Source organism: Microvirga sp. HS2, assembly GCF_055792805.1.
In genome coordinates, this window is the sequence record NZ_JBVVAJ010000060.1 from 1 (window position 1) to 14,441 (window position 14,441).

The window sequence follows — 14,441 nt, forward strand, 5'->3', positions numbered from 1 at the left end:
CGCGGAGGCGGTCCGGGCCTGGAGCGAGAAGCGGGGCGCCGACGTGGAGCGCATCCGAAGCGCGGTCGACAGCATCGTGTCCTCGGGCCTCACCCTGTCCAAGATCACCGTGGCGGCGAGCCTGCTCGGCGATCTGGCGCGGACGGGTTGATCGACAGGGACCGAACCCTGTCGAGACGCACTGCCGTAGCCTCCTCCACGCGGGCTTGCGTGAAACGTATCGTCAGTCTAGCGCTGGAGCCCTCCTCCCCCTTGTGGGGAGGAGTGGGAGGTGGGGGTGCTGGCGCTGAACTCGAACCAGCGGGGCGCTTACACCCCCACCCTTAATCCCTCCCCACAAGGGGGAGGGAAACTTGCGCCTTATTCTGAATCCGAAGGCTCTTCCCATCGCAAGTCGGATGCTCCCGACTTGCGTCGGCAAAAACGGATCTCGGGAACACCCAAGATCCGGGGGAGGGAACGATGTTGAGACACCCTACGCCCAATGCCTGAGCGATTGCAGGACAGCGTTCCAACCATCGAAAGTTCTATCCAGTGAAAGACGACAACCGCTTAGCTCCGTCTGCTTTCGCCTCGCGTCCCGCCATCCTGGGCTGGCTTCTGTTCGACTGGGCCTGCCAGCCGTTCTTCACCCTGGTCACGACTTTCGTCTTCGCGCCGTATTTCGCGGCCTCCCTCGCGCCGGATCCCGTGACCGGCCAGAGCCTGTGGGGCTATGCGACGGCGGCGGCGGGCTTCGCGCTCGCCATTCTCTCCCCCGTGCTCGGCTCGGTGGCCGATGCCACGGGGCCGAAGAAGCCCTGGATCGCCGCCTGCGGCCTCGTGCTGTTCGTCGCGTCCTTCGCCCTCTGGTACGCCGCACCGGGCCAGCCGCATGCCATCGCGGTGGCGCTGCTGGGCTTCGCCTTCGCGACGGTCGCCGTGGAGGTCGCGGCCGTGTTCAACAATGCGATGATTCCGCATCTCGTGCCGCCCGAGCGCTACGGGCGGCTGTCGGGCACGGGATGGGCGATCGGCTATCTCGGCGGGCTGGTCTCGCTCGTGATCGTGCTGGGCTTCCTCGCGGCGGATGCGGGCAGCGGCAGGACGGTTCTGGGCTTCACGCCCCTCTTCGGGCTCGATCCCGCGCAGCGCGCGGGCGACCGGATCACCGGCCCGTTCTCCGCTCTGTGGTTCCTCGTCTTCGTCCTGCCGCTCTTTCTCTTCACGCCCGACATCGCGCGCTCCAGGCTGCGGCTCGGCGAAGCGGTGCGTCAGGGACTCGCGCAGGTGAGGAGCACGCTCCAGGATGCAAGGCGGCACCAGGGCGTGCTGCGCTTTCTCATCGCCAACATGGTCTACCAGGATGCGCTCGTGGCGCTCTTCGCCTTCGGAGGAATCTACGGCGCGGGCGTGTTCGGATGGCAGGCGACGGAACTCGGCCTCTTCGGCATCCTGCTCACGATCACGGGAACGGTGGGGGCGCTGATCGGCGGGCGTCTCGACGACCGCTTCGGCGCAAAGCCCGTGATCCTGGGATCGATCCTCGTGCTCGCCCTCGTCTGCGTCGGCGTGCTCTCGCTCGGCCGCGAGCACATCTTCTTCGTCGTTCCGACTGCGCCGCCTGCGGGCGAGGGGCTTTATGCGAGTACGCCGGAAAAGCTCTTCCTGGCGCTTGGCCTCGTCATCGGCGCGGTGGCGGGTCCGTTGCAGGCGTCGTCCCGCAGCATGCTCGCGCGGCTCGTGCCCGCCCGCGAGGCCGGGCGCTATTTCGGCCTGCTGGCGCTCTCAGGCAAGGTCACGTCCTTCCTGGCGCCGCTGGCCGTGGCGCTCGCCACCGCGATCTTCCGGACGCAGGCCGCAGGACCGGCGGTGCTGATCCTGTTCCTGGTCGCGGGCTTCGTGCTGCTGAGCGGCGTGAAGAAGGCGTGACGCTTATTCCAGCGTCACGGCGGTGCCGCTCACGGTGACCATCATCATGCCTTCGTTCTTGCCGATGGCGCCGTAATCCATGTGAACGCCCACGACCGCATGGGCGCCAAGGCGCTGCGCCTCCTCGATCATCTCGCGGATGGCCGTGTCGCGCCCGTCGCGCAACACGCGCTCATAGGAGCCGGAGCGTCCGCCCACCACGTCGCGGATGGAGGCGAAGAAGTCGCGGAAGACATTCGCGCCGAGAATGGCCTCGCCGGATACGATGCCGCGATAGGCGGCGATCCGGCGGCCCTCGATGCTGGGTGTGGTGGTGACGATCATCAGGGTCTCCTTCTGCTCCGGTTCATATGGGAAGCGACAGGAGAAACGTCATCCCGCACGAAGCGGAGCGATGATCCTGGATCGTTGTCAGAATAGAGCGCCACATTCTCTATGCGATCCCGGACTCTGCTGTGCAGCCCCGGGATGGCGCGTTTTGACGCTCAGTGCCTGAAATGCCGGTGGCCTGTGAAGACCATGGCGAGGCCGGCCTCGTCGGCGGCCTTGATGACCTCCTCGTCGCGCATGGAGCCGCCGGGCTGGATCACGGCGGTGGCGCCGGCCTCGGCCGCGGCGAGCAGGCCGTCCGCGAAGGGGAAGAAGGCGTCGGAGGCCACGACCGAGCCCTTGGCGAGGGTTTCGGGCAGGTTCGCGGCCTTGGCGGCTTCGGCGGCCTTCCAGGCGGCGATGCGGGAGGAATCGACGCGGCTCATCTGGCCCGCGCCGATGCCGACGGTGGCGAGGTCCCTGGCATAGACGATGGCGTTCGACTTCACGTGCTTGGCGACCCGGAAGGCGAAGCGCAGATCCGCGAGCTCGCGCTCGCTGGGAGCGCGCTTGGTCACCACCTTCAGGTCCATGGCGTCGACCACGGCGTTGTCCCGGCTCTGCGCGAGGAAGCCGCCCGCCACCGTGCGGATGGTCAGGCCCGGCTGGCGCGGATCGGGCAGGCCGCCTGCGAGGAGCAGGCGCAGGTTCTTCTTGGCGGCCACGATGGCGATGGCCTCCTCGCTGGCGTCGGGCGCGATGATCACTTCCGTGAAAATCTCGGTGATGGCTTTCGCCGCCTCCGCGTCGAGCGGGCGGTTCATGGCGACGATGCCGCCGAAGGCGGAGACGGGATCGCAGCGCAGGGCCTTCTCGTAGGCCTCAACGAGGCTTGTCCCTTCCGCCGCGCCGCAGGGGTTGGCGTGCTTGACGATCACGATGGCCGCGGAGCGCTCAGGTGCGAACTCCGCGACCGCTTCGTAAGCGGCGTCGGTGTCGTTGATGTTGTTGTAGGAGAGCTGCTTGCCCTGCACCTGGCGGGCCGTGGAGACGCCGGGGCGCTGCTCGGGGGTGCGGTAGAAGGCGGCGCTCTGGTGCGGGTTCTCGCCGTAGCGCATCACCTCGGCGAGCGTGCCGCCGATGGCGCGGAAGGGCGGGTTCGGCTCGTTGAGCTCGTTGGCGAACCAGTTGGAGATCGCGGCGTCGTAGGCGGCCGTGCGGGCATAGGCTTTCTGGGCGAGGCGGCGGCGCAGGGTGTATGTGACCGCGCCGTCATGCTGGGCGAGATCGGCGAGAACGGCCGCGTAATCGGCGCCGTCCACCACCACGGCCACGTCGCCGTGGTTCTTGGCTGCCGCGCGGATCATGGCGGGGCCGCCGATGTCGATGTTCTCGATGCAATCGTCATAGGGCTTGCCGGCCGCGACGGTCGCCTCGAAAGGGTAGAGGTTCACCACCAGCAGGTCGATGGGCTGGATGCCGTGGGCGAGCATCGCCGCCTGATGCTCGGGGTTGGCGCGGATGCCGAGGAGACCGCCATGGACAGCGGGATGGAGTGTCTTCACCCGCCCGTCCATCATCTCGGGGAAGCCCGTGAGATCGCTCACGTCCTTCACCGGCAGGCCGGCCTCGCTCAGCGCCTTGTGCGTGCCGCCGGTGGAGACCAGCTCGATGCCGCGCTCGGACAGGGCCCGGGCGAAGTCCACGAGACCCGTCTTGTCGGATACGGAAAGCAGAGCGCGGGAAACGCGCTTCAGATCGCTCGGCATGGCGGCCGCTCCATTGAAGGGGTAGGAATGCGGGCGCGATAGCACGGTCGGCTCAGGATGGGAACCGGTCCGGCCCGAGTTTCAGCCATGCACCTTCTGCGGGGCAAATCGGCGGATGGCGACCTCTCCCGTCAGCCCTTCAGGCCGTTTGGCTCCGGTCTGCGCGGCGCTCTTGCGGGCGCGAAAGCTTCCCTTTGGCTACGCTTGAGAGCATAGTTTGCCGGGGGGCGACCTGCGCACAGGGAGGAGCCTCATGGCCGGAACATTCTTCAGCGGCCTCGTCACCGATGCCACTCAGACCTTCGCTCTCGGAACCCAACTCACCAAGCAAGTCACTCCGACCGACCCGAGCTTCCCGACGGATCCCCTCCACGTCATTCGGGGCCTCTACCCCACCGACCCCATCAAGCCGCTGGCCGAGCATCTCCGGCTCATCACCGGACCCGACCTGTCGCCGGGGAGCAACGACGGATGGCTGCTGTTCTAGCCGAATAGGGCATGGAACCGGGAAGGCCTGCGAGGGACGATGCTTGATCCGGAAATGGGCGCATCGGATGGGGTCCAAAAGCGCCAATCCCCTTTCGGGGCAATGCTTTAGAGTAGTCCTGGCTCAGGCTCGTGCTGATTCGGATTGACGTTCCGCGCCATGCGCTCGAAGCGCCAGCGGACGGACGGCGTCTCGCCGGGCCTGATGCCGAGCACGATCTGCTCCGTGCGGCGCATGCCGTCCGGCGCCGCCAGGAACACGCTGTCCTCCACGGCGGCCTCCACCGGAATGGCCGTGAACTGCCAGGCCTCCTGGTTGGGCAGCACGAGCATGACCACCCGTCCGCCTTGGGCGCGGCTTGCCCGGACGCCGGGGGCGAGATGGAAGCGGATGACGGCCTCCGCCGTGGCGGCGGCGGGACCTTCGCCCCAGAAGACGTCCTCCCCCTCCAGGAGATTGCCCTTGGGGGAAAGCTGCAGTCGGCGCTCGTGGGTGAGGCCGAAGCGCGGACGGTAGCCGTCGTGGCTGGCGGTGAGGATCTGCGCGTGCTCGCGCTCGCTGCGCTCGGAGGCGACCCGCTCGGGTCCCGAGAGCACCACCGGCCCGATGCGGCCGAGGAGCCAGCGCGCGACCCGGCGGTTCAGCCAGTTGCCCCTGTCGCCGACCATCTGGCAGGACGAGATGTCGTTGATCGAGGCCGTGGAATGCGCGGCCGTCGAGCGCGAGGCCTGAATGATGGTGTCGCCCGCGATCCGGGGCGTGCCGCAATTGACCACGATCCGCTGGACGCCTGAGGAGAACTCGAAGGACAGGCAGCCCGCCCCGGCATCCGTCGAGAGGGCCGTCGGCGGCGGCGCGCCCACATCCACCACCAGAAGGCTGCGCCCGGCCTCCATCCGCTCGTAGCCCGAATGGGGCGCGTGCTGGATCGGCTGGCTGCGCATGTCGTCGTAGGTGAGGAGCGTGGCCAGATGATCCGCCGCCGTCACGCCCATGCCGTTGAAATGCGAGAGCGTGCCGTCGCCGTGCCGGAACATCCGCACCATGGGCAGCATGCGGTCGATGGCGTTGAGCAGGGCCTCAGGCGTATCGACCTCGCGGCTGGCGAACATCTGGCGCAGGGGCAGCAGGTCGAAGAGCAGTTCGACGAGGATGCGCGGATTGCGGCTGGCATGGCCTCCGTCGGCGAGGATCTGGCGCTCCAGTTCGCGGGCCAGCAGGCGGCTCGCCCGCCGCAAATGCCGTTCGAGCCCCTCGCAGCACAGGCCCGCGTAGCAGAGCGCGATGGCGGCCATGAGCTGCTGCTGGGGCAGGGCGCCGGAGCGCACATGGCGCTCCAGCTCGCGCACATGCTGCCCGATGAGGCGCAGGAATCGCTGATAGAAGGCGTGGTCGGCCCCTTCAAGGATCAGCGGCGACTGGCTGATGAAGGACATGAGGCGGCGGGCGGTCACCTGCGTGTCGCAGGCGGTCCTCCGGTCGCCCAGCTTCGAGGAGACGAATTCGTCGACCAGCGAGCGGGCATTGGCCTGGGCGAGAGCGGTGCCCGCGGCGCGCAGGTGCCGCAGCCAGCCGAAGCCGTAGAGCGCCTCCGCCCATGCCTTGCTGGGCGGCGCGAAGGCGAAGGGCGAACGGCCGCTCGTGGTGATGGCGCGGCCCGCGAAGGCGAAGAAGCCGGAATAGATGTCGGTCGCGATGGTGGGATCGGCGGTGCGCAGGTCCTGCGGCGCGAAGAGCAGGCGAACCGGCTGCGGCGTCCTGGAGAACACCTTGGACAGGCTCCAGACCGTTGCCCCACGCATGGCGCGGCCCGCCTCGGACAAGGCGAGCTTGTACAGACGCCAGCGATCTGGCCCGTAATCCACCCGTGGCGCTCCTTCAGGTCATCAAGTCATGCTCGTCCGCGCCAGCATAGAGGGCAGTTCCTGCTGACTGGTTAACAGCCCGTAAGCAATTGCTGCTTTGTTCGGTTTCAACAGACTTGTCCTCGATCCGGGGGAGGATTGCGGGGGCAATCCATCCCGGAGAAGGATCGGCCTTGCTTTTCCTCCTGGGCGCCGCGGAGGCAGCGCCTCAGGATGAGAACAGGGCCCGAGGTCTTGCAATCAGGAAGCCTTCACGAAGCGTGCGACAAAGAAGCCGTCGAGACCGCTGCGCTCGTGCTCGCTCGAGACGAGGTGGCAGGGCAGGGTGCGGATGTCGCCCTCGGGGGTGAGGCATTCCGTGAGGCCGCCGATTTCGTCCGAGGTGATCGGCTGGCGCACGAAGTCCGGGTGGCGGGCGAGAAAGCCCGCGGCCTGCCGTTCGCCCTCCTCGGCTTCGAGCGAACAGGTGCAGTAGACCAGACGCCCGCCGGGCTTCAGCAGGCCCGCCGCCTTGTCGAGCAGGCGCGTCTGGAGGCCCGAGAGCTTGCGGATATCCTCTTCGCTCTTGGTCCAGGCCACGTCCGGATGACGGCGGATCGTGCCGGTGGCGGAGCAGGGGGCATCGAGCAGGATCGCGTCGAACGGCGCTTCATCGAGCTTTTCCGCATCGATGGCGCGGGTGTCGGCCTCGAGGTGGAGCCGGGCGAGGTTCTCCTCCAGCCGCTTCAGGCGCTTCGCCGAGCGGTCGACGGCCAGCACGTCGGCTCCGGCGGCGGCGAGCTGCGCCGTCTTGCCGCCCGGCGCGGCGCACAGATCCGCGATGCGCTCGCCGGGCTTTGCCTGGAGCAGGCGGGCCGGGAGGGCGGCGGCGGCGTCCTGCACCCACCAGGCGCCCTCGTCGAAGCCCGGAAGGTCCCGGATCGCGGTGCGTTCCTTCAGGCGGATGCTGCCTGTCGGCAGCAGCAGGCCGTTGAGGCGATCGGCCCAGGAGGCGGCATCCGCCTTCACGGACAGATCGACCGACGCCATGGAGCGATGCGCTTCCGCGATCCTCGCCGCGAGCTCCTCGCCGTATTGCGCCACCCAGCGCTCTTCGAGCCAGGTGGGCGTGTCGAGCCAGGGCTCCTGCTGCGACAGGATCATGTCGCGCTCGCGGGCGACGCGCCGCAGCACGGCATTGATGAAGCCGCCCGCGTGGGAGAGCTTCGCGTCCTCCTGCGCGAGCCGCACGGCGCTGTCGACGGCGGCATGGTCCGGCACGTCGAGAAAGAGGATCTGCGCCGCGCCTGTGGCGAGAAGATGCAGCAGGCGCTCGTCCTTGGGATCCCGGTTCAGGCGCTCCTTGAGCGCACGCCCGAGGGTTCCGAGGCGGCGGAAGGTGACGATGGCGATGGCGCGCGCGAGGGCCTCGTCGCGCGGGGACAGGTCCTCCTTGGGCGAGAGCTCGTCCAGCACGTCGTCGAGCGGCACGCGCCGCTTCATGGTTTCCGTCACCGCCATCCAGGCGAGGCGGCGGGGGCCGAGGCCCGCCTGTTCTTCCGATTGACTCAAATTCGTTAACCCCAAGGTCCGCGGCGGGGCGGCTGGCCCCAGGGACTCGATGCGCTTTGCGTGAAGAAGCCGGCCTGCGGCGCGGCTTCCATCTCCTGCGCCAAAGCGTGGAGCGCCGCAATCCTGTTTTCCGTCGCCGGGTGCGTGGAGAACAAATTGTCCATACCATGGCCGGAGAGCGGGTTGATGATGAAGAGGGGCGCGGTGGCGGGGTGGCGCTCCGCATCCATGTTGGGCACATGGGCCACGCCGCCCGCGATCTTCCCCAGCGCCGAGGCGAGCGACAGGGGCTGGCCGCAGATCTCGGCGCCCATCCGGTCGGCGTCGTATTCCCGCGAGCGGCTGATCGCCATCTGGATGATCATGGCGGCGATCGGCGCGATGATGACGGTTGCCAGCATCACGATGGGATTGGGCCTGTCGTCGCCGCGCCCGCCGAAGAAGAAGCCGAATTGCGCCAGCGTCGCGATGGCGCCGGCGATGGTGGCGCTCACCGTCATGATGAGGGTGTCGCGGTTCCTGATATGGGCGAGCTCGTGCGCCATCACGCCCGCGACCTCGTCGTAGGAGAGCATGTCGAGAAGGCCCGTGGTGGCGGCGACCGCCGCGTTCTCCGGGTTGCGGCCCGTGGCGAAGGCGTTCGGCTGCGGGTTCTCGATGACATAGACCCGCGGCATGGGAAGGCCGGCGTTGCGGGCGAGGTCCCGCACCATGCGGACCAGATCCGGCGCGGTGCGTTCATCCACCTCCACGGCGTGATGGGCCGCGAGCGCCAGCCGGTCGGAGTTCCAATAGGCGTAGAGATTCGTGGCCAAGCCTAAGCCCAGCGCGATCATCATGCCGGTCGCGCCGCCGAGCAGGTAGCCGACGACGCCGAACAGGGCCATGAGGCCGGCCAGCAGCATTCCGGTCTTGACGGTGTTCATCGGGGTCTCCACCTCGAGCAGGCATTCATCCGTTCGACCCTTCATGTGGGAACGGTCGAGCTCCCGACCAAGAGCGCCCGCGCCCATTGACCTCTCCCACGGAGGTTCCGGACCTGATAAAGGCCTTGCCATGAGCACGAACGACACCCCAGACACCGTCCAGGCGCCTGCCCTCGAAGGGGCCGCGCCCGGCAAGACCCTCTCGCCCGCCGCCCAGCGGGCTCTCGAAGAGGCCGCCCGGCGGCGGCAGGAGATCGATGCCCGCGCGGCCGAGATCGCCCGGGAGAAGGAGCACCAGGGCCGCGGCGGCCTGGAGCCCGTGCGCTACGACGATTGGGAGGTGAAGGGCCTCGCCAGCGACTTTTAAACGGCTCTCTCTCGGGAAAAGATTGTGTCCCGGCGAACCCCCGCCCAAAGCATTAAGCGGCGCATCGTTCTTTGCGAAAAACCGGGTCCACTTTTTCGCACGATGCGCTAGTCTCCCGTGCAACGCGAAACTCCAGGGGGCGGGGCGTGATGGACGGGGCAGGACGGCTGGCGCTTTTCCGGGACCTTCTGACGGAGGCCCACCGGGTGCTCGATCTGCCGTTCGGCTTCGAGCTGTGGGACGGATCCACGGTCCCCGCCGACCTGCCGTCCTACGCCATGCGCCTCGTCATCCGGCATGAGAACGTGATCGCGAGCCTCGTCCAGCGCCCGAACCTGGACACGGTCCTCAACGCCTATGTGTCGGGCCTGCTGGACCTGAAGAACGGCACCATCTTCGATCTCGCCGCCCAGCGCCCGCAGAAGGCGGGCCGCCGCCTCCGAAAGGTGAGCAAGATCAAGGCCATGAAGGCCGCCTATCATTTCTGGCGCGCTCCCGCCGACATGCCGCGTCCTTTGAGCGGCGTTCAGGAGGATCCCCGCGCGCGGGAAGGAAAACCCCAGACGAACAAGAAGAACGTCGCCTATCACTACGACGTGTCGAACGATTTCTACCGGCTCTTCCTCGATCCGGAGATGGTCTATACCTGCGCCTATTTTCAGCCGGACTGGCACGACGACCTCGCCCGCGCCCAGATCGACAAGCTCGACATGATCTGCCGCAAGCTGCGGCTCAAGCCCGGCGACCGCCTCCTCGACATCGGCTGCGGCTGGGGCGCGCTGATCTGCCATGCGGCTCAACATTACGGGGTCAAGGCCACGGGCGTGACGCTCGCCGAGGAGCAGGCGAAGCTCGCCCGCGAGAAGGCGGCGCGCTTGGGTCTTCAGGACCGCGTCGAGGTTCTGGTGAAGGACTTCACGCAGATGGAGGGCGAGTTCGACAAGATCTCCTCCATCGGCATGTTCGAGCATGTGGGCATCAGGAACCACCCCACTTACTTCCGCTCGGTCCACCGGCTGCTCAGGCCGCGCGGCCTCTATCTCCACCACACCATTGCGCGGCGCGCGAAGAAGAGCGACCGGGCCTTCCGCAGGCTGAAACCCGAATACAAGGCGCTCACGCGCTACATCTTCCCCGGTGGGGAGCTCGATCATCTCGGCATGTCGATCGCCAATCTGGAGCGCTTCGGCTTCGAGGTTCACGACGTGGAGGGCTGGCGCGAGCATTACCAGCGCACCACGCGCCTGTGGTGGGAGAACCTGAGCGCTCACCGCAAGGAGGCCGAGGCCATGGTGGGCAAGGAGAAGACCCGCATGTGGCTGCTCTACCTCGCCGGCTGCTCGCTGGCCTTCGAGCGCGCGGCCGTGGGCGTGAACCAGACGGTGGTCTCCAAGCGCACCCGCGGGCCCTCGGGCCTGCCGCCGTCGCGGGCGGATCTTTATCTGTCGTCCGATGCCAGCCAGCCGCGATAACGCACGAGCCGCCCGATGAGGGGTAGCGCGATCGTCACGTCGAAACTGTAGCGGCCTTGCCCGTCAACGAAGGCTCTTGCCGGCGTCCGCGGTGCTAGGCGCAGGGGCAAACGCACAGGGCCGATGCGCCAGCCCGCGATGTCGAGTGCGAAGCCGGACTCGTCCGGTGTCATCTCCAATTCGAAGGCGAAGGGGCCGAACCGCTCATAGACCCGCCGGGGTACAGGGCCGGCTTCGAGCGTGCTGCGAAACGTCGAACGTCCGAAACGACGGATCCAGATTTCCTTGTCGCCGTGCCGTTTCAGGAAGACCTCGGCGACCTCGTCCGGCATGCTTGCGGGAAATCCGAACAGCCGGGCGACGGTCTTTCCCATCCAATGCTCCGCGCCCTCGATGACGGCGCGGCCTGTCAGGTGGAGGGGAGCGCTCGTGTGAATCCTTCTCACCAGGGGCGGAAGGCGCGCGATGTCGGGACCGAGAGCTTTCTCGAACAGAGTGCCGCCTCCAGGCCAGCCCGCGGCGCGCCGCGCCGTGATACGGAAGCGGCTGAACTCGTTCTCGATCACATCGAGGGCCACAAGATCGCTCGCGATCCTCGCGCCTCTCGTGGCGGTGCGGCCATCGAGCAGCCCCCGAATGAGCGCGAGCGCGGGAAGTGTGGGGATGTTCGGCCCGTCGCCCGCTTCCGCCACCAGCGACCATCCCGCCCGGACGGGGCGACCATCCCGATCCTGCCCCGACGCCTCCACGCTCATGCCGCCGCGATCCGTGCCGAAGGGTTCGAGCCACGACGCGACGGCTTGCAGCCATGAGGCATGAGGGCGAAGAGAGCGGACGAGTTTCAGGCGAACCGGCAGCGTCAGCAGCCAGAGTCCGAGATGCAGGATGGACAGCTCGAGTCCCGCCCAAAAGAGCGCGGTGCGCGCGGAGGAATAGCGGGCCGGCAGAAGGTCGAGATCCGGTGTCTCGCACAAGGACAGCCAGCGCCGTCCGAGGCCCGGCATGTCCCGCCTGACCAGTTCGCCCCAGCCCGGCCGTGTGATCCAGCGGCCGTCGAGTCGCACGCGGACGGGCTGTCCGGCATAGGCGAGGATCGCCTCCACCACCGACAGGCCGCGCGGGGCGCGGTTGCCGGGTGAGATGGCGATTGCGATCGCATCGACGTGCCGCCACCCTTCGGTCAATGCCGCCAGCGCCGCGCCCGAAAGGGCAGGAGTCGAGCTTGCGCCTGTCGCGGCCAGAACATTCGCCTGGAGGGCCGCCGCGTCCAGTTTCGCGAATCCGGCCACGAAATCGCGGGCATCCGCGAGATCGACGTAATGACAGCCTGCGGCAATCGCGGCCTGGGCCAGGAGAGGCTGGACGCCCTGAAACGGCCCTGCGGCATCCACCACGCAGAAGGGTTGTGCCGTGCGCAGCGTTTCGAGCGCGGCATTCCGGTCAATGATGAGCGTGTCGACGCGGTCATGGCCGTAGCGAGCCTTGAGGCCGTGAAGGAGATCGGCATGACGATCAGGATTGCGTCCGCCCACGAGCACGGTGGCGTCCGTGGTGGCGAGCAGGCCTTCCACCAGTCTCTGTCCAAAGGCGCCCGCGCCGCCGACGACGAGAATACGCGGCTTCATGGGAGGCTCGTCAGGCTCGAACCGTCGAGGCAGCGGGCCTGCATCGCAGGCGTGGGGCGCAGGCAGGATTCGCTGCGCCCGAACCAGGCATAGCGGTTGCGGGCCACCCAATCGTAGAGCGGGTTGCGCAGCCTTCTCGGCACCCGAAGCAGAATGCGCGTCCATGACAGGCCGCGCAGATGGCGGGCGATCATCAGGGCCGCGTCGGATTTGAAATAGGCGATGCCGCCGATGATGGCGACATTCGTCACCGGCGCGTCCGGATCGATGCCGAAGTGTTCGGCCAGGGCATGTCCCTGCGGCGATTGCGTGCGCAGAAAGCGGAAGGTGTCATCGCGCCTGATCACGAACCGCGCCCAGGACGAGCAGAACACGCAGACACCGTCGATCAGGATCAGCCGGTCCGGCCAGCCCGGAGCGGGCTGGGGCATCCAGGGATCGCGCGCATCTGAGAAACAAAGTTTCATGCGGGCCTTTATAGCCCAAGGCGGTGCGGGCGGTAAGAGGCCGCTTCTAGAGCATTTTTCGGCGAAGTGGACCCGGTTTGCCGCAAAAAATGCGTCACACCAAAGAGAAGAGCCGATTCCACGTAAGGGGAATTAGCTCTAGCGCTCCACGATGACCCGCGTGCCCACGCTCACCTGATCGTAGAGATCGATGATGTCCTGGTTGAGCATGCGGATGCAGCCGTAGGAGGCGTAGGTGCCGATGGAGGCGGGGCGGTTGGTGCCGTGGATGGCGTATTCGTCGAGGTCGAGGGTCAGCGCCCGCGCGCCCATGGGGTTGTTGGGCGCGCCGCCGGGGATCACGTCGGGCAGGCGGGGATTGTCGCGCTTGACCTCGACAGGGGGCGCCCAGGCGGGGCGCACGTATTTCCCGTCGATGCGCGCCTCGCCGAACCATTGCTTGCCCGGCTTGCCCACGGCCACGCGGTAGCGAAAAGCCGTCCCGTCGCCGCGCACGTAATAGAGCCGCCGCTCGCCGGTCTTGATCACGATGGTGCCCGGCGAGACGCCGGCCTGAAACGGCACGACCTCGCGGGCGGAGGCGCCCGGGGCGGCAAGGGTGAAGACGGTCAAGGCCAAGGCGATTCGCGCGATCATGTCTCAAAACCCTCTAGCTTCAACGGCACGAGGATGAGACGCGAAGGAAACGGCTGAGGTTCCGGTTCGATATGTTTCTCACGGCGGCAAGTTCGAACTGCGAGCCTTCATTCATTCTCAGGAGTCTTGTCCCGCGAATGCAGTAAAGATCCGGTGGGCATGGCTGCCTCTCGGGAGGTCCTGAGCGACGACCGCTAGAATAAATTCATGCTCTGCCGCATTTCTGGAAAGAGCCGCAAGAATGGCGCTGGCTAAGGCGAGATCAAGGAAGGTTGCTCGATCATACCGCTCCTTCAACGAGCGCATGTCGCCTCTCCTCGTCCGCATGAACTCGCTCATGGCGAGTACGTCGTTTGCTTTCTCTGGGTGATCAACCAGCTGGGCGAAGCGCTTTACGATCGGCCGGATGTAGAGAGGGTTGCCCGTGGCAAAGGCCGCGCCCCAGAGATAATCCAACTCTGTTGGGTTCTGAACTGTCATCGCTTTGAGGGATGGAGCGGAGCGGATGAAGGCCTGTCTCTTCTCATCAAGACCGATCTGCTTGGCGAGGATCAAACCGCGCTCAGGCTGCCCAGACAGGCTGTAGGCCAGCGCGAGATTGCTCTGGAGCGTCGGTGACGGGGCACGAGGCAGGAGATCCGAACGGTCAGGGTTCTCAATCAGCAGTCCGGCAATGAATCCGATGATGGGCGGTTGAGCTGTCCAGTCTCCTTCCGCCGAGCGATCGAGGTCGACCAACAGGTCAGGCAACTTGCCGCTGTCGTGGTTCTTGTAGAACGAACGAAAGCGCGTGTGGGCCGCGGAGCCTTGCTCAGGGGCGATGGTCTGAGCTTCTGCGCTGGAAAGAAGCCCTAAAACAAGGCCCCCCAAGAGGAGTTTTCTAAAATCCATCATGGGGGGCTTTATAGCACGTTATTGTAATAATACTACGCAGCCTGCGTGCGCTTGTTCTGGCGGTTGGTGATCAGGTCGTCGACCACGCCGGGGTCGGCGAGCGTCGAGGTGTCGCCGAGAGAGCCGAACTCGTCCTCGGCGATCTTGCGCAGGATGCGGCGC

Annotated in this window: 13 protein-coding genes; 4 read left to right on the plus strand and 9 right to left on the minus strand. The window is 67.0% G+C overall.

Features of this window, described 5'->3' with window-relative positions:
- Positions 1-534: 534 nt before the first annotated feature.
- Entirely contained in the window at positions 535-1,911 is a 1,377-nt protein-coding gene (locus ACS5Q0_RS26340) for an MFS transporter (protein ID WP_473129605.1), read from the plus strand.
- 3 nt (positions 1,912-1,914) lie between these two features.
- Here the strand turns inward: ACS5Q0_RS26340 and ACS5Q0_RS26345 are convergent, their stop codons facing one another.
- Together ACS5Q0_RS26345 and purH are read right to left on the minus strand one after the other, a co-directional pair.
- Positions 1,915-2,235: a heavy metal-binding domain-containing protein gene (locus tag ACS5Q0_RS26345; RefSeq protein WP_473129606.1), complete on the minus strand. Its 321-nt coding sequence runs from the start codon at positions 2,233-2,235 to the stop codon at positions 1,915-1,917.
- 161 nt (positions 2,236-2,396) lie between these two features.
- Positions 2,397-3,989 (minus strand): bifunctional phosphoribosylaminoimidazolecarboxamide formyltransferase/IMP cyclohydrolase, encoded by a 1,593-nt coding sequence (purH, locus tag ACS5Q0_RS26350; protein WP_473129607.1) that lies wholly within the window; start codon positions 3,987-3,989, stop codon positions 2,397-2,399.
- A 253-nt stretch (positions 3,990-4,242) separates the two neighbouring features.
- Here purH and ACS5Q0_RS26355 point away from each other — a divergent pair, with 253 nt between their 5' ends.
- The gene (locus tag ACS5Q0_RS26355; protein ID WP_473129608.1) at positions 4,243-4,476 is read left to right on the plus strand and encodes a hypothetical protein; all 234 of its coding nucleotides are present in this window, start codon (positions 4,243-4,245) and stop codon (positions 4,474-4,476) included.
- A 107-nt stretch (positions 4,477-4,583) separates the two neighbouring features.
- On the opposite strand, the gene ACS5Q0_RS26360 is transcribed toward ACS5Q0_RS26355, so the two are convergent.
- The 3 genes from ACS5Q0_RS26360 to htpX all read right to left on the minus strand — a co-directional run bounded on the left by ACS5Q0_RS26360 (position 4,584) and on the right by htpX (position 8,818).
- On the minus strand, positions 4,584-6,341 hold the full coding sequence (locus ACS5Q0_RS26360) for a heparinase II/III family protein (protein ID WP_473129609.1): 1,758 nt from the start codon (positions 6,339-6,341) through the stop codon (positions 4,584-4,586).
- 240 nt (positions 6,342-6,581) lie between these two features.
- Positions 6,582-7,841 carry an RsmB/NOP family class I SAM-dependent RNA methyltransferase gene (locus ACS5Q0_RS26365; protein WP_473129616.1) on the minus strand — a complete coding sequence of 420 codons (1,260 nt, stop codon included), beginning with the start codon at positions 7,839-7,841 and terminating at the stop codon, positions 6,582-6,584.
- 56 nt (positions 7,842-7,897) lie between these two features.
- The gene (gene htpX, locus ACS5Q0_RS26370) at positions 7,898-8,818 is read right to left on the minus strand and encodes a zinc metalloprotease HtpX (protein ID WP_473129610.1); all 921 of its coding nucleotides are present in this window, start codon (positions 8,816-8,818) and stop codon (positions 7,898-7,900) included.
- 130 nt (positions 8,819-8,948) lie between these two features.
- Between htpX and ACS5Q0_RS26375 the strand changes: the two genes are divergently transcribed.
- Complete coding sequence (locus ACS5Q0_RS26375; protein ID WP_473129611.1) at positions 8,949-9,185, plus strand: DUF1674 domain-containing protein; 237 nt, start codon at positions 8,949-8,951, stop codon at positions 9,183-9,185.
- A gap of 149 nt (positions 9,186-9,334) precedes the next feature.
- Positions 9,335-10,657, plus strand: coding sequence for a class I SAM-dependent methyltransferase (locus ACS5Q0_RS26380; RefSeq protein WP_473129617.1), 1,323 nt, complete (start codon positions 9,335-9,337; stop codon positions 10,655-10,657).
- Here the strand turns inward: ACS5Q0_RS26380 and ACS5Q0_RS26385 are convergent.
- The 4 genes from ACS5Q0_RS26385 to ACS5Q0_RS26400 all read right to left on the minus strand — a co-directional run bounded on the left by ACS5Q0_RS26385 (position 10,624) and on the right by ACS5Q0_RS26400 (position 14,279).
- On the minus strand, positions 10,624-12,282 hold the full coding sequence (locus tag ACS5Q0_RS26385) for a DUF4166 domain-containing protein (RefSeq protein ID WP_473129612.1): 1,659 nt from the start codon (positions 12,280-12,282) through the stop codon (positions 10,624-10,626). The two genes, ACS5Q0_RS26380 and ACS5Q0_RS26385, sit on opposite strands and share 34 nt — an antisense overlap.
- Positions 12,279-12,749, minus strand: a complete 471-nt coding sequence (locus ACS5Q0_RS26390) for a thiol-disulfide oxidoreductase DCC family protein (protein ID WP_473129613.1) — start codon at positions 12,747-12,749, stop codon at positions 12,279-12,281. The genes ACS5Q0_RS26385 and ACS5Q0_RS26390 overlap by 4 nt, the downstream gene beginning before the upstream one ends.
- A gap of 138 nt (positions 12,750-12,887) precedes the next feature.
- Positions 12,888-13,385, minus strand: coding sequence for a L,D-transpeptidase (locus ACS5Q0_RS26395; RefSeq protein ID WP_473129614.1), 498 nt, complete (start codon positions 13,383-13,385; stop codon positions 12,888-12,890).
- 117 nt (positions 13,386-13,502) lie between these two features.
- Positions 13,503-14,279, minus strand: coding sequence for a hypothetical protein (locus ACS5Q0_RS26400; RefSeq protein WP_473129615.1), 777 nt, complete (start codon positions 14,277-14,279; stop codon positions 13,503-13,505).
- Positions 14,280-14,441: the final 162 nt, after the last annotated feature.

Bases quoted from the DNA above. Each gene is read 5' to 3' on its own strand.
- ACS5Q0_RS26345 (WP_473129606.1), bottom strand. From the start codon at position 2,235: ATGATCGTCACCACCACACCCAGCATCGAGGGCCGCCGGATCGCCGCC.
- ACS5Q0_RS26385 (WP_473129612.1), bottom strand. From the start codon at position 12,282: ATGAAGCCGCGTATTCTCGTCGTCGGCGGCGCGGGCGCCTTTGGACAG.
- ACS5Q0_RS26380 (WP_473129617.1), top strand. From the start codon at position 9,335: ATGGACGGGGCAGGACGGCTGGCGCTTTTCCGGGACCTTCTGACGGAG.
- ACS5Q0_RS26375 (WP_473129611.1), top strand. From the start codon at position 8,949: ATGAGCACGAACGACACCCCAGACACCGTCCAGGCGCCTGCCCTCGAA.
- ACS5Q0_RS26355 (WP_473129608.1), top strand. From the start codon at position 4,243: ATGGCCGGAACATTCTTCAGCGGCCTCGTCACCGATGCCACTCAGACC.
- ACS5Q0_RS26390 (WP_473129613.1), bottom strand. From the start codon at position 12,749: ATGAAACTTTGTTTCTCAGATGCGCGCGATCCCTGGATGCCCCAGCCC.
- purH (WP_473129607.1), bottom strand. From the start codon at position 3,989: ATGCCGAGCGATCTGAAGCGCGTTTCCCGCGCTCTGCTTTCCGTATCC.
- htpX (WP_473129610.1), bottom strand. From the start codon at position 8,818: ATGAACACCGTCAAGACCGGAATGCTGCTGGCCGGCCTCATGGCCCTG.
- ACS5Q0_RS26395 (WP_473129614.1), bottom strand. From the start codon at position 13,385: ATGATCGCGCGAATCGCCTTGGCCTTGACCGTCTTCACCCTTGCCGCC.
- ACS5Q0_RS26365 (WP_473129616.1), bottom strand. From the start codon at position 7,841: ATGGCGGTGACGGAAACCATGAAGCGGCGCGTGCCGCTCGACGACGTG.
- ACS5Q0_RS26400 (WP_473129615.1), bottom strand. From the start codon at position 14,279: ATGATGGATTTTAGAAAACTCCTCTTGGGGGGCCTTGTTTTAGGGCTT.